This is a genomic window from Fundidesulfovibrio putealis DSM 16056 (genome assembly GCF_000429325.1).
Classification (GTDB): domain Bacteria; phylum Desulfobacterota; class Desulfovibrionia; order Desulfovibrionales; family Desulfovibrionaceae; genus Fundidesulfovibrio; species Fundidesulfovibrio putealis.
Window position 1 is genome coordinate 92,724 of the sequence record NZ_KE386886.1, and the last position, 20,826, is coordinate 113,549.

The following is a 20,826-nucleotide window of genomic DNA, read 5'->3' on the forward strand; positions in this document are numbered from 1 at the left end:
GGCGACGGATCGGCTTCTCCGCTATAAGGGTCTGAATTGCTTCCCCCCGAGGGAAGCCCGGCGCTTGTCCCCGCCGCGCGGTGTGGGATCTGTGTCCGCCAAGACCCCGGCTCCCAGGCAAACGCCTGGCAGCCGACACCTCCAGGAGTTGCCGCATGCCCATGACCAGCCCCTCCCCGACAGCAGCCCCCTCCCCCAGCCTGGAATACGGGCGCGTACTTGAAGCCGCGCCGGGCGCCTTCCACGTGGAGACCTCCTTCGGCACGATCCGGGCCGTTCGTGCCGTAAGCTGCCTGGTTGAGCCGGGTCCCGGCGACAAGGTGCTCCTGTCCGTGGACATGACGGGAGGCGCGTACGTGCTCTCGGTGCTGGAGAGCGCCTCGGCCCTGACCCTGGCCGTGGACGGCGACGCCCGCTTCTGCGTGCGCGGCGGCAGCCTGACCCTGGCCGCCGACAAGGACCTGGCCCTGGCCTGCCCCGGCGAGATGGCCGCGTCCGCCGGGCAGTTGCGACTGCACGCGGGACGCGGCGAAGCCGTGATCGAGCGCGTGAGCCTTGTGGGGCGCGCCCTGAAGACGCAGTTCAAGCGCGTTTCCAGCGTGGCCAAAAGCGTGGATCAGATGTTTCGGAGCTTCACCATGCGCGCCCAGGAATCCACCCGCTTCGTGAAGGAGCACGACGAGGTGCAGGCCGGATCGCAGCGGGTGCTGGTGGAGGACCTCTGCGCCCTGCACGCCAGGAACCACTCCATGATCGCCGAGGAGCACGTGGTCATAAACGCCGACCAGATCCACATGGGCTAACGCCCGCGACGCAGGACCCCGAACAGGGACAAACGAGCCGAGGATTCCATGAACAACCAGGAAGCCCACTTCACCTTCTCGGTCTCCACCCTGGAGCCGGACACCTTCCACGTGGTGCGCTTCACGGGCGCCGAGGGCCTGTCGCGCCTGTACCAATTCGATCTGACGCTCTTGTCCGAGAACGCCTCTGTGGATTTCGGCAAGGCGCTCTCCGGCACGGCCAAGTTCACCATCAAGCGCCAGGAAGGCGGCGATCTGGTCTGGCACGGCATCCTGCGGGACTTCCAGCAGTTGCAGATGGCCGACAAGCACGTCATCTACCGGGCCGTGCTGGTGCCCAAGGCCTGGCAGCTCACCCTGACCCGGCACAATCAGATCTTCCTGGACCAGGACGTCACCCAGAACATCAGCCAGTGCCTGACCGACGGGGGGCTGTCCCAGGGGCTGGACTTTGAGCTCTCCGCGTCGCACAGCTACGACAAGCGCGAATACGTCTGTCAGTACAACGAGACCCACTTCAACTTCGCGTCCCGCTGGATGGAGCGCAACGGCTTCTATTTCTTCTTCGACCAGTCCGGCCAGCAGGAGAAGCTCGAAATCACCGACAGCCTGAACGTCCACAACCCGCACCCCGGCGGCGACACCCTGACCTACGCCGAGCAGAGCGGCCTGGACGCGGACATCGTCGGCAAGGCCGCCAAGAACTTCCGCTGCGAACAGCGCCGCCTGCCCAAGGAGGTGCTGCTGAAAGACTACAACTACCAGACCCCGAGCCTGGACATCCAGGGCAAGGCCCTGGTCAGCCAGAGCGGCTCCGGCACCGTGTACACCCACGGCGGGCACCTGCGCACCGTCTCGGAGGCCACGTCCCTGGCCGATCTGCGCGCCCAGGGCTTCAAGTGCCGCGAGCAGGTATTCTTCGGCGAATCAAACGCCCCTTTCCTGCAACCCGGCTACGTGGCCACCCTGGAGAAGCACTACCGCGACAGCTTCAACCAGAAGTACCTGCTGATAGAAGTGAAGCACGAAGGCGCGCAGGAGAGCTGGCTCGTGTCTGGCATGGGGGCGGCGGGACTTGGCGACAGGCTCTTCTACCGCAACGCTTTCGCAGCCATCCCGGCAGGCGTGCAGTTCCGCTCGGAGATCACGACCCCAAAGCCCCTGATCGACGGCGCGCTCAAGGCCGTGATCGACGCCGAAGGCTCCGGCCAGTACGCGGAGCTGGACGACCAGGGCCGCTACAAGGTCATCATGCCCTTCGACCTCTCGGGACGAAACGAAGGGCACGCCTCCACCTGGCTGCGCATGATCCAGCCCTACGCGGGCCAGAACCACGGCATGCACTTCCCGCTGCACAAGGGCACCGAGGTGGCCGTCATCCACTACGAAGGCGACCCGGACCAGCCCGTTATCGCCGGGGCCGTACCCAACCCGGAGACCCCCTCCATGGTGACCAGCGGCAACCAGACCATGGCCAACATCACCTCCGCCGGGGGCAACCTGATCCACATCCAGGACCAGCAGGGCTCGGAGCGCATCCTGCTGCACTCCACCGCCAAAGGGGACTACATCCGCATCGGCGCGCACAACGACCCGGCCAGCTTCAGCGATGTGATGAGCGAGATGGCCAACGACGGCATCAACCTGACCACGCCCCAGTGGTTCAACGTGAAGGCCGAATTCGCCAACCAGATCGTCCTGGCGGACAATACCCAGACCACCCTGGGCGTCTATTCCTGCAACGCCATCGGCGCGAACATCACCTTCATCGTGGGCATGTCCATCACCACCAACTGCGCCGTACATACCGAATTTTCCCCCGTCTGGAAGGAGATGCGAGCCAGCGTGCAGGAGGCCGCCACCCAGAAGGACCAGATCTACGCCGACCTGCTCGTGACCGTGGGGCAGCATACGACCACCATCGGCCAGCATGACCAGACCATCGGGCAACATACTGTCACCATAGGTCAGCACGACAATACCATCGGCCAGCATACGGCCACCATTGGCCAGCATGACCAGACCATCGGACAGCACACCGTAACCATCGGACAACACGACCAGACCATCGGCCAACACACGCTCACTATCGGCCAACATGACCAGACCATCGGGCAACATACGCTCACCATTGGACAGCACGACCAGACCATCGGACAGCACACCGTAACCATCGGCGAACTGGAGCAGAACGCCGGGGAGATCACCAGCATGGCTGCGGATGTCTCCAACCTGTGGGGGGTGGTCAACGTCGTGGCTGGAGAGGTCGGCTTCGTCTGAGGCCGACCGGGAACACATGGGAATTTCTACCGAATCACATCGAACGGTTCTCCTGGCCGAGAACAGGGAACTGCGTAATCCGTCCGCAATGAAGCCGCGCCACCAGGAACGCGCGGCTTCACGGCGCGCCGGAGCCCCAAGGACGTACCGCAATGACCGATGACTCCCGCCAGAAATTCAACTTCGACATCCAGGGGTTCGACAAGAACACCTTCCACGTGGTGCGCTTCACCGGCGAAGAGGGCCTCTCGGAGCTGTACCGCTTCGAGATCGTGCTCTACGCTGGCGACAAGGATGTGGACTTCGAGAAGGCCCTGACCAACACGGCCACCTTCAGCATCCTGCGCCCGCAGGGGAACATCCCCTTCCACGGCATCCTGGAGCGCTTCGAGCAACTCTCGCACTCCGGGCCGTACTCGTTCTACCGGGCCGTGCTGGTGCCCAAGGCCTGGTGGCTCACCCAGACCACCCACAACCAGATTTTCCTGAACCAGAACAACCAGCAGTTCCTCACCGCCGTGCTCAAAGACGGCGGCCTGAACCCAGGCATCGACTTCAAGATCACCCTCCAGCAGAACTACCCCACCTGGGACTACATCTGCCAGTACGGCGAGACGCACTTCGAGTTCGCGTCGCGCTGGATGGAGCGAGACGGCCTGTATTACTATTTCGAGCAGGGCGACTCCAGCGAGAAGCTGGTGATCACCGACACCCTCACCGCCCACACGCCCATGCCCCAGGGCGCGAGCTTCCGCTACTCGCCTCCCTCCACCATGCAGGCCGGTCACGGCGAGGAGGTGGTCACGGACTTCATCCTCACCCGCAGGCGCCTTCCCCAGAAGGTGCAGCTGAAGGACTACAACTACGAGACCCCCTCCCTGGAGGTTCAGGGCGAGGCATTGGTCAGCCAGAACGGGCAGGGCGTGCGCTACCTCTACGGGCTGCACTTCAAGACGGCCAGCCAGGGCAACGCCCTGGCGAAAATCCGGGCCCAGGAATACCAGTGCCGCGAGCAGCTCTTCACCGGCACCTCGGCCATCCCTTTCGTGCGCCCCGGCTACACCTTCTCCATCACCGACCACTACCGCGACAGCTACAACCAGAAATACCAGACCATCGCCTGCCGTCACGAGGGCTCCCAGGAGGGCTGGCTGGTGTCGGGCCTCGGGCTTGGCGCCGACGACGCCCACAAGGAGACGCTGTATTACCGCAACACCTTCACGGCCATTCCGGCCACGGCGCAGTTCCGGGCGGAGCTCGCCACCCAGCGCCCCAGGATCGCCGGGACGCTGAACGCCAAGGTGGATGCGGCAGGCTCCGGCCAATACGCCGAGGTGGACTCCCAGGGGCGCTACAAGGTCATCCTGCCCTTCGACCTGTCCGGCCGCAAAGACGGCCACGCCTCGGCCTGGGTGCGCATGGCCCAGCCTTACGCCGGGGCGGGCTTCGGCATGCACATGCCCCTGCACAAGGGCTGCGAGGTAATTTTAAGCTTCATCGAAGGCGACCCGGACCGCCCCCTCATCGCGGCGGCCATCCCCAACCCTGAGACCCCGAGCCCGGTGACGGACCAGACCCAGACCCAGTCGCGCATCACCACGTCGGGGGGCAACCTCATCCACTTCGAGGACAAGGAAGGCAGCCAGCGCATCCTGCTCTCCAGCCCCACCCAGCAGGCCTTCGTGCGCATCGGCTCCCACAACGACCCCGACGACGAGGAGCCGCCCACCTGGAAGTTCGACTCCCAGACCACCAGCGACTCGCTGGCCAACTGGGAATGGGCCGAAAGCCCGGACGGCCTGAAACTCTTCAGCGCGGGGCCGCTCACGGTGAAGGCCCAGGAGAGCTTCGAGGTCATCATCGGCAACAAGAACGAGATCGTGGGCGGGATCGACACATCCACGGTCCTCGGGGCGCAGATCGACACGGTGATAGGCGGGCTGGTGGAGTACCAGTTCCCCAGCAAGCTGTCCTTCTCCAGCGCAGAGGAGCACCTGAAGGGCGAGATCGAGAAGGTTTACGCGACAAAATCCGAGGTCGCAGCGGAGAAGAACGCCATCACCCTGGCCTACACCAAGCTGGTGACGGACGAGACCAAGATCGTGGCCGACAAGACCGCCTTGTGCGCCACCAAGGTTGAGTTGAACACCGCCAAGCAGGAAGTGACCGCCGAAGTGGCCCAGACCTATGCCACCAAGAACGAGATGGCCGCCCAGAAAGACACCATCGCCTTGGACTACACCCAGGCCATCGCCAACAAAACGTCCACCCTGGCCTCCAAGGAGGAGGTGCTGGCCGCCAAGAACGAGGTGGCCGGGTCGGTTGAACTGGTGCGCGGCGAGATGAACCTCCAGGCAGGGTCCATCCAGCGCATGGCCGGCGACATCACCAACATGGCTGGAGACATCACCGCACTGGCCGGGGCCGTGCAGTACATCTAGCGGCGCGTTTTTGAAAAACATGAACATGTTTTTCAAAAATAAAATAAATGGTTCTCTTGGATTGGGTTTGTACACACTATGAACGTATTTTAGAACGCCACACTGGGATCAGAGCATGAAAATTCTCAAAGAGCAGCACCACAGCCCCATGTTCCTGCCCACGGCCATCATGGGCCGGATGCGCCTGGTGTGCACCGTCATGGTCTATTTCGACCTGGACGACCCGGAGTCGCCCCTGCCGGACAAGGACATGTGGCCCCAGGTGATGAAGCTCCTGCCGCAGCCGCCGGTGCTCGATCCGGGCCTGGCCAAGCCACGCGCCGAGGTGCTGCTGGCCGGAAAGTGCTTCGCCCCGGACGGCCCAGGTCCCACGTCGCGGCAGGCCGCCCAGGTGAGCCTGACCGTGGGCGGCAAACAGAAGACCCTGAACGTCTTCGGCGACCGGCGCTGGACCATGGCCGGGGGAACCGCCGTGGGCATAAGCGACCCCGCGCCCTTCACGGAGATGCCCCTGACCTGGGAGCGGGCCTTCGGCGGCGCAACGGACGCGCGAAACCCCAAAGGCCGGGGCCTGCCCGCCAAGCCCGGAGAGGCCCCGGAACTGCTGCCCAACGTGGAATATCCGGGCCAGCTGATCAGCTCCCCGAAGGACGCGCCCGAACCGGCGTCGTTCCTGCCCCGCGACGTCATGCACCCTGAGCGCCAGAAAATTGCCGGGACCTACGACGAAGCCTGGAAAACCCAGCGCTGGCCCTACTACCCCGACGATCTGGACCCGGATTTCTTCCTGAACGGCCCGCAGGACCAGTGGGCCAAGGATTTCTTCAAGGGCGGCGAAGCCATTGAGATCGTCAACATGCACCCCAAGCGGCAGGTGATCGCCTCGCGCCTGCCGCAGTTCGCGGTTCGCCTGTTTTTGACCCGCAAGAAGGCCCCCAAAGCCCCGCCCGAAGAGGACACCTTCGAGGAGGTGACGCTTCGCCGCGACACCCTGTGGCTGTTCCCCGAGGTCGGCAAGGGCGTCATTGTCTTCCGGGGAGCCTTCGCCACCGAGCGCGACGACATGGCCGACCTGCGCTACGCCTACATGGCCACCGAGGCCATGGGCGAGACGCCCAAGGACATCTCCTGGCACCTGGAAGCCCAGAACAGGCGCGTGGCCGCCATGAAGCCGGTCAAGCCCGTGATCCCGGACGTGAACCAGAAGGTGAACCGGGAGCTGCTCAAATTCAACCGCGTCATCAAGGACATCGCCCAGACCAAGGCCCAGGCCATGGGGCTGACGCCGGTCATGCCGCGCGAACCGGCTGAGATCGGGGCAATGGGCCAACAGGCCATCGCCTCCGGGTTCGCCACCCTGGACAAGATGGAGGCCATGGCACGCCAGTTCCGGGACAAGTTCGGCTGGCGCGCGGCCCTGGACCCGGCCTCGTTCGCGTCCAAGCGGGACAAGCTCGCCCAGACTTCCCAGAAGATCGACCAGGCCACGGCCAAGGCCGCCCAGACCAAGACCCAGCTCACGGCCATGAAAGCGGACATGATAAAAGACGCAAGCGCGCGCCTGAAGGCGGCCGCCACGCCGGAGCAGCTGGGCAAGGCGGGCATAGACCCGGACAACCCGCTGCCCGAGCCGGGCTCCGGCCTTGGCCCCTGGCACGACCGGGGCTTTGATTTCGTCGTTCACAGCCGCCGAAATTTCGAGAACGACCCGGCGCTCATGGCCCGCATGCACTCCATGGGGTTCAAGAACCGGACGCTGAACGCATCCTGGTGCGGCTACAACCCGGAGCCGAAAGTGGAGAACGCCCTGGACTGGGGGTTGCCCGCAGGCGGGTTCACCCTGCCCAGGGGGCTGGTGCTGCCCCGCTTCGAGGGCAGGAAGCTCACACGCATCCTGATTGCGCCGGATTGGCCGCAGACGCCGCAGATGACGGAATCCGGGGAAGCATCCTTCCTGGTTCCCGGCTCCGCCACGGCTTCGCTGTGGCTGGCTGCGCCGGACGAGAAAGCCCCCATCGTCGTGACGGGCCTGGAGATGGAAGCCCGGCTCATGGAGCAGGAGGTGGGCGACGTGTGCCACATCCTGGCCCTGCCAAGCGTGGACGCTCCCCCGCCGCCGGACGCGGCCAAGGCCCTCAAAACCGCGCCCGCCGTGCTGGTGCTCGCGCCAGCCGGGAAGCAGGCGAGCCTGAACCCGGCAGCGCCGTACCTGAAACTCTCCGACAAGGCCCAGTGGCTCACGCTGCCCAAGGGGGCCAACGGCCTGTTGGCCAGACTGGAGCAGGTGGACCTGCGCGAACTCGTCTTCGACGCCCTGCCGCCAGCCTCAATCGGCATGCCGGAAGACGAGCCCGAACCAGCCTTCGGTCCGGCCCCGCCCAAGAAGCGCCCGGCCATGCCGGACATCGCCGGGCTGGTGCAGGCCGCAATCGGCGAGATACGTGCCTTCCACGAGGCCAGGTTCGAGCCCCTCAAGGCCACCATGAAGGACCTGGAAGCCCAGGCGCGCGAGGCCATGGCCAAGCACGGCCAGGACTACGACCGGATAATGGCCGACGCCAAGGCCGCGCCGCGCACCCCCTTCGACCAGTTGGGCGACACGATCTCCTCCGACATCCTGGCCAAGCGCGACCAGCTCAAGGCCATGGGCGCGCTGCCGCCGGACAAGGAAGCGGACATGGTCAAGGCTGCGGCCCAGGCCAAGTCCCTGGGGGCCGACTCCGAGGCCCGCTGGCAGGACGGACAGAAGCAGCTGGCCGAGGCCGCCAAGAAGATCGAGGCGGCCAAGGCCGCTCCGGGTGGTATTCCAGAAGACATGAAGGCCCAATTCAAGGCTGCGGGCATGGACATCGAGGCCATGGTGCCGCGCACGCGCCAGGAAGTCATCGACATGCACGCTGCTGGCAGGAGCCTGTCCCAGGCCGTGCTGGGAGGCGTGGACCTCTCCGGGCTCGATCTCTCCGGCGCGGACTTCACGGGCTGCCGTCTGGCCGGGACCAAGTTCATGGGCGCGCGCCTGGACGGCAGCCTGTTCGCCAAGTCCATGGCCCAGGGCGCGGATTTCAGCGGCGCGAGCCTCCAGGGCGCGCGCTTCGATCAGGCCATGCTCATCAAGACCAGCTTCAAGAAGGCCGGGCTGCAAAACGCGGACATGCGACAGGCCAGCATGAAGCAGGCGGACATGGAAGGCGCGGACCTCTCGGGCGCGAACCTGCTCATGGCCTCCTTCAACAAGGCCAATCTGTCCAAGGCCGTATTCTCCGGGGCCACGCTCAAGCTCACCGCCATCCAGGAGTGCCTGATGGCCGGGGCGGTGCTGCGCGAGACCTCCATGGAGCGGGTGCTCATCCGCAAGTGCGATCTGTCCGGCGCGGACTTCTCCGGCGCGCTGCTTGCCAGCACCCAGCTTCAGGAGTGCACCGGCTCAGGCGTCAGCTTCGCCAAGGCCACGTTCAAGAAGGGTGCCCTGGCCGACTGCGCCCTGCCCGGCTGCGACTTCACCGGAGTTCGCGCCCAGACCCTGTGCGTGCGCGGCTGCGACCTGTCCGGCTCGGATTTCCGCAAGAGCGCATTCTCAGGCTGCCGCATCGAGGGCTCGAGCCTCACGCGGGCCAACCTGCGCGGGGTCAGCGCGCGTGGCACGTCGTTTCCGGGCTCCGACCTGGAGGGTGCGGACTTGAATGGCGCGGACCTGCTGCTGGGCTCGCTCTCCAAGACGCGCATCGTGTCTGCGGATCTTCGCGGCGCGAACTGCTTCGGCGTGGATTTCCATAAGGCCGTGGTGGGGCAGACCCGCTTCGACGGCGCGAACCTCAAACTGACCGCCCTGCACCAGCGGGCCGATCTCCTGGAGTAGCCATGACCCACCAGGACATACTGGACGCCGCCCGCGACCGCCGCCCCGTCATCGGCGCGGACCTCTCGGGGCTGGACCTCGCCAGCGCGGACCTCACCGGCATCCGCTTCGAGCGCGTCAGCTTCAAGGGGGCCACTCTGGCCGGGGCCATCATCAAGGACGCCGGGTTCAAAAGCTGTGACTTCTCCGGCGCGACCCTCGACGGCTGCGACCTGACCAAGATGAACCTCTCCAAGTCCGTGTTCGCCGGGGCCAGCCTCAAGGGCGTCACCACCATGATGACGCTGCTCTCCAGTTCCGACTTCACCGGAGCCGACCTCAGCGGCGCGAAGCTCTACTGGTCCGTGGTGGAGAAGGCCAGATTCGACGGCGCGAAGCTCACCGGGGCAACGCTCGAAAAGCTCACCCTGCGCAACTCCAGCTTCGCCAAGGTGGACTTGGCCGGAGCCGTGTTCGTCAAGGCCCTGCTCACCGGCTGCGACCTGAAAGGCGTGGCCTTCAAGGACGTGCGCTTCGACAAGGCGCTGCTCACCGGCTGCGACCTGTCCGGCCAGGATTTCTCGGGGCTTACGCTCAATCAGGTGAATTTTTCGAACTCCAACATGGCCGGGGCGAAGTTCGTCAAGGCGCGGCTTGGCTACTGCCACTTCGGCAAGGCCAATCTGGAGGGCGCGGACTTCACCGGGGCGGACGGCTCCAAGTCGCTCTATCTGGGGGCCAACCTGAAGACCGCCAAGCTTAACGGGGGCACGTTCGTGAACTCGTCCTTCAGCGAGGCGAACCTTGCGGCGGCGGACCTCACGGGCGCGACGCTCTTCAAGTGCGGCTTTTCCAAGGCCGTGTGCCGGGGCGCGAAGTTCATCGGGTGCGACCTGCGCCACGCGGATTTTTCACGCACGGACTGCACGGCTGCGGACTTCACCCGCGCCGTGATGACCATGGCCAACCTGCACATGATGATTGACGAGCACGCCGTGTACGACATGACAGAGCGCGCGCTGACGCGCCCCACCAACAAAGACATGGCCGAGGCGGAAGCCTTCACACCGGTCCAGGCATAGGAGACGCAATCATGTTCGCACTGACGCTCGGAGCCGGAGTGGATTTCGCCTTCCCGGACGTGTGCCTGACGCCCATCGTGGTGCCGGTTCCCATCCCGTATCCCAACATCTCGGAGTCCATCACCACGCAGCCTGCGGCGGACAACATCACCATCGACTGCATGCCGGTGATCAACCTGATGTCCATGGGGCTGGTGAGCGAGGGGGACGAACCGGGCGTGGAGATGGGGGTGGTGTCGCACATGGAGTCGGGGATGACCGACTATACGCTGGGGTGCATTACGATTTTCATGGACGCCGCGCCCTGCCAGCGGCTGACCAGCCTGACGCGCCAGAATTGCCTCGTCGAACTGCCCAACGCCGTTGGGATGACTATTGCGCCGAGCCAGGTGACGGTGTTGACGCTGGGGTGATCGTTCCGTCTGCGAATTGAGCGTCAACGACGCGAAGCGGAAAGCCGGGTCCAGGGGGAGGCTTCTCCCCCTGGCCGCCGGAGGCATCTTCTGCCTTTCTGATTTATCTACCAGTCTTGGTCGGCGTGGGCGGCGTCTCTGAGGCCTGTTTGGCCGTAGCGGCAGCCGATTTCGGCGCTGGCTGCACGGATTGCGGCGTGTGGTCGGGCGATACGCGCGGCGTGCCTTCTGGCGTCTGCTTTTCCGGCGCGGGCGCGCCGGGGTCGTGCATTGGTTCTTCTTGTATGGCCAGCTGGTCCTGCGGCGAGAGCTGGTCCAGGGCCATGTTGCACAGCGGAGTGGGGCTTGGCAGCTCGTCGGTCACCAGGGCCTTGGCCCACAACAGGTCCGTGTCGTCCAGGCGGGCGTCGTCATAGAGCCCCCACAGGCCGGAATAGAACAGCTCGGCACGCTGCTTCAGGAAATCAGGCCGATATTGAAGGATCAAAAACGGTTGGCCGTCGTTCAACCCCACGAAGTTTCCGGCGCGGGTGACGCAGGTGGCGGTGTCGGTGCGGGTCTTTATCTTGTTCATGTCGAAGTACCCGCGCGCCTCCACGACCTTCTTGTTGTTGATGTCGTAGTAGACCGCCCAGGTGACGCGGCTGAAGTAGGAGTAGCGGTCCATGGCCTCCTGCACGGTCATGGTGGCGTCAAAGGGAAAGCGGGCCTTCTGCACCATCTGGATGTCATTTAGCGGCATGGCCTGAGCGGCGGCGGCAAGCCCCAGGACTGCGGCGAGCAGCGCTGAAAATACGAACGCCCTCACGGCCTGTTCTCCCCTGCTGCCAAAACCCGGCGAGCGCCCGCGTAGTTCTTGCTCCAGTACGCGCCGGAGAGGTCGTCCACGGCCACCTGCCCGGAGTGGCGCGAACTGTGGATGAAGCGCCCCTGCGACAAGTAAATGCCCACGTGCCCGACCCTCTCCCCTCCTCCGCCTGAACTCCCAGCGCTCCCAGACCCGAAAAACACCAGATCGCCTGGACGCAGCGCCGAGGCGGCCACGGGCGTCCCGGCCCGGAACTGCTGACCCGAGGTGCGCGGCAGGGAGGCTCCGGCCTTGGCGTAGGCCCAACTGGTGAAGCCGGAACAGTCGAACCCGGCGGGAGTCGCGCCGCCGTACACGTAGCCGCGCCCAAGCTGGGAGCTGGCCGCGCCAAGAAGCCTGCCGGAAAGCGCTGCGGGATCGGCGGCCCAGGGGCGCTCGCCGCGCAGGAGGCTCAGATAGTTGGCGATGTCCTGGGAGGTAGAGACGGGGGATTCGTGGATTCTGGCGGCGCGGTCGCGGTGCCCGGCTCCGAGCGCGGCGAAACCAGCCGCCACGACCAGGAAAAGTGCCAGCACCCATTTTGCGGCTGTGGTCATCGATTGCGCTCCCGCACCTGGAAAGAGTGTTGTCCTAGCCGTGCCGGTTGGTCTATAGCATGCTTTGAAACAAAGCAAAATCCTCTTCGCGAAACCATAAGCAAAGGCTGGGCCATGACCAAGAGCATCTGGGTGACCATCCTGGAAAAGGACGAGGAAAAGGGACGCGCCCTGTTCGAGGCGATCCACCGCTACGGCCTGGGAGTGAACGGTCACTTCTGGGTGGACGACCTGGAAAAGATGCAGTGGGCGGGAGCGTTCTCCGAAATATCCAAGCCCGAGACCGCCGTGTGGGTGGTGAAAGGGACGCCAGCCAGCTTTGCGGATGAGACCAAGCGCTACGGCCTCGCCATGTTGGCGGCCATGGTGCAGGCCATGAAGGGCCACGGCTTCCCCATCGTGCTGCTGCCTGATGGCGGCGCGCTGGACCCGGCCACGTTGCCAACGCCCTTGAAGGGCGCGATCATCGCCGCAGACGACGCGACCCTCATGCCCAAGCTGGTGGCCAAGGCCAACACCCCCGTGCCCAAGCTCGCCGTGGACTACCGCCTGGACATCCACCCGCTGCCGGGCCTGGGCCAGTGGTTCGAGATCGGCCCTGCCGAAGGTCACCAGTGGGCGGGCGCGATCTTCGGCGTGGCTGGAGAAGGATCAGAGGTGGACGCCCACGGTGCAGGCCCGCGAGGCACCGTGCCGGAAAAGGCTACGCTTGAGTACCCCATGAAGGGCGTGAAGTTCGCCATGGGCGAGAACGAGTTCACGGCCTGGGCGGTTAAGAACGCCCTGGACGACAAGAGTTCGTATTACGTGCGGGTGAAGGGCTACCCCAAGAGCGCGGCGTTCGGGTCGTTCCCCGAAGGCGACGAGGCCGAGATGTACGTGGTGAGCCTGAAATAGCCCCGGCTCGGGCTTGCAAGACCGCCAACACCGTCCGGCTGCGCCTCCCGCAGGATGCGCAGCCGGTTTCGTTTTTCCAGGGCGGCACACGCCAAGTTGGGCCGGGAGGAAACCGGAAGGGGAAATCTGGCGTCATAGACAGTATACGCTCCCGCTGTCCGGCGAAGAGGCCCAATTCCCCGCGCCCGAGACGCGACAGTGGGAATGTCCATGGAGGCTGCAATGTCCCTAGCCCGATCAAACCCCTTGCCCGCCCAGGCCGCTCCCTTGATAGAGCTGCGTTTCCTGGTCCCTCCGGCCATGGTGGAAACCGCCCGACAGGCCATGGCCCCGTACGCCAGAGCCAGCGTCCTGCCCGAAGGCTCGCCCGGCCAGCCCGCCACGGATCGCGAGCATCAACTGCCCGCCATGCCGGTCACGGGGCTGGCATTCACCGGGGTCACCCGCAAGGAACTGGAAGCCCTGCTTCGGGAGTGAGCGCCGCTCCGCCTTCATGAACCGGGCAGGCTCCTGCGCCGACCATGCATTCTTCCCGGCCTGCGCAATCTCGCGACGCCAAGGCAGGCGCAAGCACCCGGCTGCGCGCGAGCGGCCTGAACGCCCGGCCTGCGCCAAGCTGCACCGGTCCGTCACCAGCCGAAGCCGAAGGTCAGCCGTTCCCCGCCCATCACGGCGCGCGGCGGCGTGAAGGCGATGGTCACGGGGATGCGCCCGCCCTCCTTCTGACCAGGCTCCTGGCCAGCGTCCACGGTCAGGTCCGGAGGCGGAGTCTGGTCCGTCTGGTTGAAGAGATCCATCAGGGCCTGGCGCACCGCCCCGGCCGGGTCGTCCTGGGCCGAATCGGGAGCGTTCTCGCGCGCCTGAAGCAGGTGGCTCACCACGCGCCCGAAGAACAGCTGGAACACGAACGAGCCGCCGTCCAGCGCGGTCTGCCTGGGCAGCATGGCCATGTCGCGGCCGCGCGCACCCACCACCGGGGAGAACCCGGCCTCCAGAAGCTCCGCGATGCGGTTCTCGTCGAAAAGCCCCTGCGTGGCAGCAGGACCTTCGCCGCCGTCGAACACGGCAAGCTCCTCCAGATATATCGTCCGGTAGTCCGCAAGGCGCGACGGCCAGCCGTACTGGATCACGCTCTTGGCGGCCAGCGTCCCGACTGCCCAGGCCGGGGAGAGCCACAGGGGCGCGGACTCGGTGAAGGCCACCGGGCGGGCCGCATTGCCCGGACCATACGGCGCGCGCGACAGGAACGCGTTCAGCGTGAGCATGAGGCGCGACGCGCCGGGATGCTCCGCCAGCTTGCGGAACTTGGCGTACTGGGCGTCGGCGAAGGCGGCCTTCAGGTAGCCGAGCCTTGAGAGCTCGCGCCAGGACCCTACGCGGAAGAAATCAAGCGTCACCGAGGCCGCCACCGGCACCAGCAGGGTGTCCGCGAAGGCCAGCACCTGCCCCAGAAGCTCGATGCTGGCGGGCGAGTTGTCGAAGCCCTGGTCCACCAGGGCCAGATGCGGGGTATCCTGGATCAGCTGCGCGGCCAGCACGCCCAGGGCGTCGGCCAGGGTCTCCGGCGACACCGGGCACAAAAGCAGGCGCACCCGCCCGCCCTCCTTCACCCCGGCCTTGCGGGCCAGACACTCGGCCCCGCGCCAGGCCGCCTCGTAGGTGCGAAACTGCGGGTCGGCAAAGACTGCCGCCAGGGCACGCGCCAGAAGCGTCTCCGCCTGGGCCTGCCATCCGGCCAGATTGGCCCCCGTGGCCGACGCACCCCCGGCAGGCGAAGCCTGCGTGGCCACCATGGAAAGAATATCGTCGATGGCGTCGGCGTTGGCCCCGGAGCTGGCTGAGCCCTGCTCTGGCGCTGCCTGGGGCAGGGCCAGGTCAAGCTCCAGCCCGGGCCACTGGCGCCTTACGTCCGCCGCCACGGCCTGGGGCGCGGATCCTGCGCTGCGGGCCTGGGACAGGAACATCCGGCAGGCCTCCAGCTCGGCCAGATAGGGCGTGTTCTTCACCAGATTCTCCGGCCTGAACCCGGCAAGCGAGGTCACGGCCACGTCCAGGCCGCCCTGGGGACAGACGTCTCGCGGCAGTTCCACCCAGAAGCGCGGCCCGATATCGGCCAGGGCCTCGTCCAGAGTGTAGATGTCGGCCTCAGTCAGGCGCGGCTTGTACCCGCTGGCCGGGACCGGCCCGAAGGGGGCCAGGGCGAGTATGGTGTAGGGGCTGACCGATACGGACATGGGAACTCCTTGGGGGCGGATTTTGCCTTCCGTAGCACGACGCCCTCATGTTTCCCAAGCGAAAAGCGCTGATTCACCGCTCCGGGGGGGCAGGATCGATTGCTGCCGGGCCAACGGCACGAGCGTTGCATGTCTGCATTGCATAAACATGGCGCGAGCTCCCAGGGATCACCGATGACGACCGTGGACACCGCCCAGCCCCTGATGCAGGCCTCGCGTGTCGTCAAACAACCGACAGATGGGCGACGACAAGGCGACGGGCGTGACGCCATATCTGGAAGCTCTCCCTTAACTTTTTGTGATTTCGTCCGAAACACTCAGTAGGCGAATGAAAACGCATCCGAAGTATTTCGACACAAGTATTGCTAAAATCAGGGAATATTCATAAAGGCGGCAGAACTCACTGGATTTATTCATCTGAAACCAGTGCGCTCCCGCATAATCCCGGAACGGAAGGCGAAAGATCATGAGCGGCAAATCACTCTGCGAACGAATGGTGCACCCCTCGCCGGAGGAACCCGACCACCCGTTCACCCAGGCCGCCCCGCTCGACGTGTTGTGCGTGATTCCCGCCAGAGGCGGCTCCAAGGGCATCCCCAACAAAAACATTGCGGACCTCCACGGCAAGCCCCTTATCAGCTATACCATTGAGGCGGCCCGGCGCTCCCTGGCCTTTTCCAGGATCATCGTATCCACGGACAGCGAGCGCATCGCCGAAGTCGCCCGCGAACACGGCGCGGAAGTCCCCTTCATGCGTCCACGGCGGCTCTCCTCGGACCACGCCGTGTCCAGCGAAGTGGTCGACCACCTGCTGGGGGTCCTGCTCGAGCGCGAGAACTACAGACCCCAGGCCTACGCGACGCTTTACCCCACCAGCCCTTTCAGGAGGCCGGGAACCATCGCGTATCTGGTCTCGAAGCTTTCCGAAGGGTTCCTGGACGTCCTGACTGCCAAGCCTATCCCCCCTCGGACGGAATACTTCGTCCATCAGGCTGGAAGCCTCTCGCGCATGCGCCCGCAGTCCGACGACGCAGCCCTCCTGGCTCCCTTCAGACCCTACGGGTATTTTTCCGGCCACAGGCTCGACAACCAGGGCGACCGCAGACGATTCATCCACTTTCTTGAGGACAAGCTCTCGCTCGTGGACATCGACACGCCCGCCGACCTCGCCCTGGCCGAGCGCCTGATCGCGCGGGGCTTATTCCCACGAGCCTCCGATGAGTGATGACGCTCTCCCCATGCCCATCCTCATGGCCATCTTCTCCCGCGACGCAGCCGAAGCAGGCCTCTTCCTGGAGGAGATCGGGCACATTCCCCTGTTCGAGCGCGCCGTCAGGCTCATTGCGAACATCCGGGGAGGCAGGGCCATGCTGGCCACCAACCTGCCCCAGGCCGCCGCGCTCTGCGCCGAGCTTGGGATAGAGCGCATCGACCTGGACGGATGGGAGCAGGATTCGCCGCCCTACCGCGAGTCTTTGGCCGCATGGCTGGAAAAGCGGGACGCGTCCGCTCAGGCCGCCATGATAGTGGACCCGCGATACTGTTTTCTCGGGCCTGAGCTTCTTGAGCGCGCCCTGGCCCGCTTCCGGCAATCCGGCACGACCGTGCTCGTCAGCGCGGGGCCTACGCAGGACAATCCGGCGCAGGTGATGCTCGGCCTGAAGATCCTTCACACGGGCCAGATCACCTTCCTGGAGGACCGGGAAAGCTCCGGTTTCGCCTGGCTCAAGCAATTCAACGCCTCCCAGGCCCAGGTCGGTAACGAGGCCCCCTACCGCGCCACCAGGCCGTTCCCCTTCTTCTGGGACAGAGCCCCCGCCGCTGCGGACGCGGATTCGCCTCTGGCCGCGCTGTGCCACCTGGCCTATTCCCCGGGGCAGGGCTACCACATGGTAAACACGCGCAAGCTCCGCCTGCCCTACTACCAGGAAAGCGTCATAACCGCTTATTATTTCAGGGAGGACCAGAACCTCGCCAGGAGGCTGCAAAGCACCTACTGGCTGGACAGGCACCTGCCCCGCAACCTCCTGGGCCTAAGCCCCTTCGGCCCCACGTCCGGCCCCGCCGCGTTCTGCATCCAGAGCGACAATGGCCCACTCTTCTGCCTGCCCGACCGCAAGCCCTCGTCGCGCGCCGTGCTGCGCCTCTGGCCTTATCGCAAGGGTGTCATCCTCTCCGGGGACGCTCTGGAAATCGACATCGCTGAGAAGGAGAAGCTGCCCTATCCGCTCATGGGGTTCCGGTCCTTCCCGGCTTGCGCGCTCCCCCAGGACGCCCTGGAACGCTGGGACGGCTTCCTGTTCGCCCTGTTGGAACACGACAAGGACGAACCCGACCACCTGGAGCCCTTGCCCCTGCGTAATTCCCCCTACGCGTACGATCCCGCAAGGCGCGCCATGATCAACGCCTCGGGCGAACTCATTACCGGCAGGCAACAGTTCGCGCCGGTATACACCCGCAACAGCGCCTTCACGGTCTTCAGGCCGGGGCAGGCCAGGCTGGCCATTAATGCGCTCTCGCAGGAAGCTGCCGAGGCTTTCCCCATCCCGGAACGTGAATCGATCGCAGTGGAGGACTCCTTCGATGTCGAAGTGGCTCGATCCCATCTCTGATGCGCAGAACAGGTTCCTCTCCTGCCTGCTCCAGGGCGAGGAGAGCCTTTCGAGGCAGGATACCGCTGCCGCCGCCAAGGTCATCCAGGACGCCGGGCGGTTGCTGGGCTCCCTCTCCGACTTGATCTTCAGGGAGTTTCACAGCGCCGTACCCCTTGACCGGTTCTGCTCGGACGCAGCCAGCAACCCGGACAATGCACTGTATTGCCAGGAAATATTCCATGCGCAGCATCTGTCGTACTATTCCCGGCGCGAGGTTTTCCTGTCCGGGGCTCTCCAGGCCAGGCTGGACAGGCTCGTGGGGCTGCACGCCAAGGCAGTCTCAAAGGAAAAGCTCCTGTCGGGCGACGCGCCCGGAGCCCTTGAGGGCCTTGTGGAAGCGGTCCGCACGGACTCCGCGCTCTACGGCCCTCTCGAAAACGCCCTGAAGGCCCTCGCCAGTGCGGTCGATGCGGATTTCATCCGCTTCGACCTGGAGCGCGTGGTCCGCCACCCCGGCTTCAGGAACCCCTGGGGCATCGCCCTGGCCGCAGGCACGATCCTGGTGGCCGGACTGGACGGGGGAGTGGACGTTCTGGACCACTCCGGGGAACACCTGGGCCGCCATGAGATGGACCTGTTGCGCCCGGTCGGCTGCCCTTCCCCGCAGGACGAGACCGCGTTCTTCATCAATTCCGACTCGCGGCTGGTCAAGGTCAGCCCCGAAAAAGGGCTCCTGGCCCAGACAAGCCTGAGAGACATCCTGGACCTGCCTGCGCAGGCGATGTTCACCGGAGCGGCGCATCACCAAGGGCTGACGTACTGCCCCTGCCACGCCCTGGACCCCGGGATCCTTCCGGCCTGCGCCGCAGTCTGGGATGAACGGACCGGCACGGCCTCGCTCGCTCCCCTGCCGGGACAGGGCACCCCCTTCGCTTCGGCGGGCGCCCAGGGGATCAATCTCGCGGACGCCATGCATTTCACCGTCTCCCGGCTGGACGCGCCTGAGGCCCCCCTGTTCCGGTTCGACCCGCTGTTGCTGCCCATGCACGTCAAGGGCTACGCGCAAGGAGGAGGGATGCACTTCATTCACGACGCCACCACCCTGCTGGCGTTCTCAGGATCGGGCCGCCTGCGAGGGCGGATACGTCCGGGAGGCTTCATCGGACGCCTCACGGAAATTGTCGGCCTCGCCGTGAGCGAGGACGGCTCCAGGCTGTACGTCCTCGACTGGTACAACAAATGCCTGTTCATCCTTAACGCAACCATCGCCTGGGCGGGCGAATCAGCCGAAGGCCACTCATGACTACCGACAATCACAAGATGCTCGACCTGGACGACCTCGCGGCCAAGACGCGCGAGCTCAAATCCCAAGGAAAGCGGGTAATTCTCTGCCACGGCGTGTTCGACCTGCTGCATATCGGGCACATCCGCTATTTCAAGCGGGCCAGGACCCTGGGCGACGTCCTGCTGGTGACGCTCACGCCGGACCGCTACGTGGACAAAGGCCCCCAGCGCCCCGCCTTCCCGGAATCGCTGCGCCTGGAAGCCCTGGCCTCCCTGGACTGCGTGGATTTCGTCGCCGTGAACAAATGGCCCACCGCCGAGGATACTTTGCGGCTGCTGCGCCCCGACGTCTACGTCAAGGGCGCGGAGTTCAAAGACCTGGCCAGCGACCCCGCAGGCAAGATCGCCCAGGAAGCCGCCGTCTGCGAAGAGGTGGGGACCACCCTCGCCTTTGCCGAGGACATCGTTTTCAGCTCCTCGAACCTCATCAACAGGTTCTTCTCGAACCTTCCCGAGGAGATCAGGCAGTACCTCCAGCTTTTCAAGCAGCGCTACTCCCAGGAGGACATCCTCCAGACCCTGGACCGCATGGCCGACCTGAAGGTCCTGGTGGTCGGGGACACCATCATCGACGACTACCACTACTGCGAAGCCATGGGGAAATCCTCGAAGGACCCGATACTGGTCCTGAAATACGATTCCCACGATCTTTTCGCCGGGGGCGCTGCCGCAGTGGCCAACCACGTGGCGGGTTTCGCCTCGAAGGTCACGCTGCTGTCGGTGCTTGGAAGCACGGACACGCATGAGGATTTCCTACGCGCGCAACTCTCCCCCAACATCGAGCCGATCTTCCACGTCAAGGACGGGGCGTGCACCACCCTCAAGCGCCGCTTCATCGACGGCTACTCCACCAATAAGCTCTTCGAGGTCTGCTTCATGGACCCCACGCCCCTCGCGTCGGAAAAGGACCAGGCCATGGCGCAGGAGATCACCCGGCTGGCCGCCTCCCACGACCTGGTGCTCGTTTCCGACTTCGGGCACGGAGCCATCGGCCCGGCCTGCAAGGACGCCATAGCCGCCCTGCGCGTCCCGGTGGCCGTCAATACCCAGGCCAACGCGGGCAACAGGGGCTTCAACACCATAAGCCGCTACCCCGGAGCAAGCCTGGCCTGCATCGCCGAGCACGAACTGCGCCTGGAGACCCGCTCGGAGCGGGGCGCGATACGCCCGATCATGGAAAAGCTGGCCCAGGACCTCGGCCTCTCGGCCTTCGCCGTCACCAGAGGACGCCTGGGCTGCGCCCTGTACGACAGGCGCTCCGGCAGTTTCGTCACCGTCCCATCCTTCGCCACCAGGGTCACCGACCGGGTGGGGGCCGGAGACGCCTTCCTGGCCCTGGCCGCTATGTCGCACGCGTTGCAGGTCGAGCTTGAGCTTCTCGGATTCCTGGGGAGCATCATGGGCACCCTGGCCGTCAGCGTCATCGGGAACAAAAAGGCCATCGCCAAGAAAGAGGCCAGAAACTACATCATAGCGTTGCTCAAATGAACACGACACAA

15 protein-coding genes are annotated in these 20,826 nt (G+C 65.3%); 12 read left to right on the forward strand and 3 right to left on the reverse strand.

What is annotated here, in order from left to right; translation table 11 throughout:
• Window positions 1-155: 155 nt before the first annotated feature.
• The 6 genes from G453_RS0120585 (at window position 156) to G453_RS0120610 (ending at window position 10,854) form a co-directional block, all read left to right on the forward strand.
• The gene (locus G453_RS0120585; protein WP_051272696.1) at window positions 156-803 is read left to right on the forward strand and encodes a DUF3540 domain-containing protein; all 648 of its coding nucleotides are present in this window, start codon (window positions 156-158) and stop codon (window positions 801-803) included.
• Between the two features lie 48 nt (window positions 804-851).
• Entirely contained in the window at window positions 852-3,083 is a 2,232-nt protein-coding gene (locus G453_RS25610; RefSeq protein ID WP_051272697.1) for a type VI secretion system Vgr family protein, read from the forward strand.
• A 152-nt stretch (window positions 3,084-3,235) separates the two neighbouring features.
• Window positions 3,236-5,524, forward strand: a complete 2,289-nt coding sequence (locus tag G453_RS25615) for a type VI secretion system Vgr family protein (protein ID WP_051272698.1) — start codon at window positions 3,236-3,238, stop codon at window positions 5,522-5,524.
• 115 nt (window positions 5,525-5,639) lie between these two features.
• Entirely contained in the window at window positions 5,640-9,380 is a 3,741-nt protein-coding gene (locus G453_RS0120600; protein ID WP_027192556.1) for a DUF2169 family type VI secretion system accessory protein, read from the forward strand.
• Window positions 9,381-9,382: 2 nt separating this feature from the next.
• A complete protein-coding gene (locus G453_RS0120605; RefSeq protein WP_027192557.1) occupies window positions 9,383-10,441 on the forward strand; it encodes a pentapeptide repeat-containing protein in 1,059 nt (352 codons plus the stop codon).
• An 11-nt stretch (window positions 10,442-10,452) separates the two neighbouring features.
• Window positions 10,453-10,854, forward strand: coding sequence for a DUF4150 domain-containing protein (locus G453_RS0120610; RefSeq protein WP_027192558.1), 402 nt, complete (start codon window positions 10,453-10,455; stop codon window positions 10,852-10,854).
• Between the two features lie 103 nt (window positions 10,855-10,957).
• Here G453_RS0120610 and G453_RS0120615 read toward each other — a convergent pair whose 3' ends face one another.
• Both G453_RS0120615 and G453_RS25620 read right to left on the reverse strand, forming a co-directional pair.
• Window positions 10,958-11,662: a hypothetical protein gene (locus G453_RS0120615; protein WP_027192559.1), complete on the reverse strand. Its 705-nt coding sequence runs from the start codon at window positions 11,660-11,662 to the stop codon at window positions 10,958-10,960.
• Window positions 11,659-12,258, reverse strand: coding sequence for a C40 family peptidase (locus G453_RS25620; protein ID WP_051272699.1), 600 nt, complete (start codon window positions 12,256-12,258; stop codon window positions 11,659-11,661). Before G453_RS25620 ends, G453_RS0120615 begins: the two co-directional genes overlap by 4 nt.
• Before the next feature lie 114 nt (window positions 12,259-12,372).
• Between G453_RS25620 and G453_RS0120625 the strand changes: the two genes are divergently transcribed.
• Both G453_RS0120625 and G453_RS0120630 read left to right on the forward strand, forming a co-directional pair.
• Window positions 12,373-13,155 (forward strand): hypothetical protein, encoded by a 783-nt coding sequence (locus G453_RS0120625; protein WP_027192560.1) that lies wholly within the window; start codon window positions 12,373-12,375, stop codon window positions 13,153-13,155.
• Window positions 13,156-13,377: 222 nt separating this feature from the next.
• The gene (locus tag G453_RS0120630; protein WP_156921041.1) at window positions 13,378-13,632 is read left to right on the forward strand and encodes a hypothetical protein; all 255 of its coding nucleotides are present in this window, start codon (window positions 13,378-13,380) and stop codon (window positions 13,630-13,632) included.
• Window positions 13,633-13,784: 152 nt separating this feature from the next.
• On the opposite strand, the gene G453_RS0120635 is transcribed toward G453_RS0120630, so the two are convergent.
• Window positions 13,785-15,389 carry a type VI secretion system contractile sheath domain-containing protein gene (locus G453_RS0120635; RefSeq protein ID WP_027192562.1) on the reverse strand — a complete coding sequence of 535 codons (1,605 nt, stop codon included), beginning with the start codon at window positions 15,387-15,389 and terminating at the stop codon, window positions 13,785-13,787.
• Between the two features lie 466 nt (window positions 15,390-15,855).
• Between G453_RS0120635 and G453_RS26835 the strand changes: the two genes are divergently transcribed.
• The 4 genes from G453_RS26835 to G453_RS0120655 are packed head-to-tail and all read left to right on the forward strand — an operon-like array spanning window position 15,856 to window position 20,815.
• A complete protein-coding gene (locus G453_RS26835; protein ID WP_084502634.1) occupies window positions 15,856-16,614 on the forward strand; it encodes an acylneuraminate cytidylyltransferase family protein in 759 nt (252 codons plus the stop codon).
• Complete coding sequence (locus tag G453_RS0120645; protein WP_156921042.1) at window positions 16,607-18,001, forward strand: hypothetical protein; 1,395 nt, start codon at window positions 16,607-16,609, stop codon at window positions 17,999-18,001. Before G453_RS26835 ends, G453_RS0120645 begins: the two co-directional genes overlap by 8 nt.
• Window positions 17,973-19,286 (forward strand): hypothetical protein, encoded by a 1,314-nt coding sequence (locus tag G453_RS0120650; protein ID WP_027192564.1) that lies wholly within the window; start codon window positions 17,973-17,975, stop codon window positions 19,284-19,286. The genes G453_RS0120645 and G453_RS0120650 overlap by 29 nt, the downstream gene beginning before the upstream one ends.
• A complete protein-coding gene (locus tag G453_RS0120655) occupies window positions 19,283-20,815 on the forward strand; it encodes a PfkB family carbohydrate kinase (RefSeq protein WP_027192565.1) in 1,533 nt (510 codons plus the stop codon). The genes G453_RS0120650 and G453_RS0120655 overlap by 4 nt, the downstream gene beginning before the upstream one ends.
• Window positions 20,816-20,826 lie beyond the last annotated feature (11 nt).

Bases quoted from the DNA above. Each gene is read 5' to 3' on its own strand.
- G453_RS0120625 (WP_027192560.1), top strand. From the start codon at position 12,373: ATGACCAAGAGCATCTGGGTGACCATCCTGGAAAAGGACGAGGAAAAG.
- G453_RS0120610 (WP_027192558.1), top strand. From the start codon at position 10,453: ATGTTCGCACTGACGCTCGGAGCCGGAGTGGATTTCGCCTTCCCGGAC.
- G453_RS0120650 (WP_027192564.1), top strand. From the start codon at position 17,973: ATGTCGAAGTGGCTCGATCCCATCTCTGATGCGCAGAACAGGTTCCTC.
- G453_RS26835 (WP_084502634.1), top strand. From the start codon at position 15,856: ATGAGCGGCAAATCACTCTGCGAACGAATGGTGCACCCCTCGCCGGAG.
- G453_RS0120635 (WP_027192562.1), bottom strand. From the start codon at position 15,389: ATGTCCGTATCGGTCAGCCCCTACACCATACTCGCCCTGGCCCCCTTC.
- G453_RS0120585 (WP_051272696.1), top strand. From the start codon at position 156: ATGCCCATGACCAGCCCCTCCCCGACAGCAGCCCCCTCCCCCAGCCTG.
- G453_RS25610 (WP_051272697.1), top strand. From the start codon at position 852: ATGAACAACCAGGAAGCCCACTTCACCTTCTCGGTCTCCACCCTGGAG.
- G453_RS25615 (WP_051272698.1), top strand. From the start codon at position 3,236: ATGACCGATGACTCCCGCCAGAAATTCAACTTCGACATCCAGGGGTTC.
- G453_RS0120655 (WP_027192565.1), top strand. From the start codon at position 19,283: ATGACTACCGACAATCACAAGATGCTCGACCTGGACGACCTCGCGGCC.
- G453_RS0120645 (WP_156921042.1), top strand. From the start codon at position 16,607: ATGAGTGATGACGCTCTCCCCATGCCCATCCTCATGGCCATCTTCTCC.
- G453_RS0120605 (WP_027192557.1), top strand. From the start codon at position 9,383: ATGACCCACCAGGACATACTGGACGCCGCCCGCGACCGCCGCCCCGTC.
- G453_RS0120630 (WP_156921041.1), top strand. From the start codon at position 13,378: ATGTCCCTAGCCCGATCAAACCCCTTGCCCGCCCAGGCCGCTCCCTTG.
- G453_RS0120600 (WP_027192556.1), top strand. From the start codon at position 5,640: ATGAAAATTCTCAAAGAGCAGCACCACAGCCCCATGTTCCTGCCCACG.
- G453_RS25620 (WP_051272699.1), bottom strand. From the start codon at position 12,258: ATGACCACAGCCGCAAAATGGGTGCTGGCACTTTTCCTGGTCGTGGCG.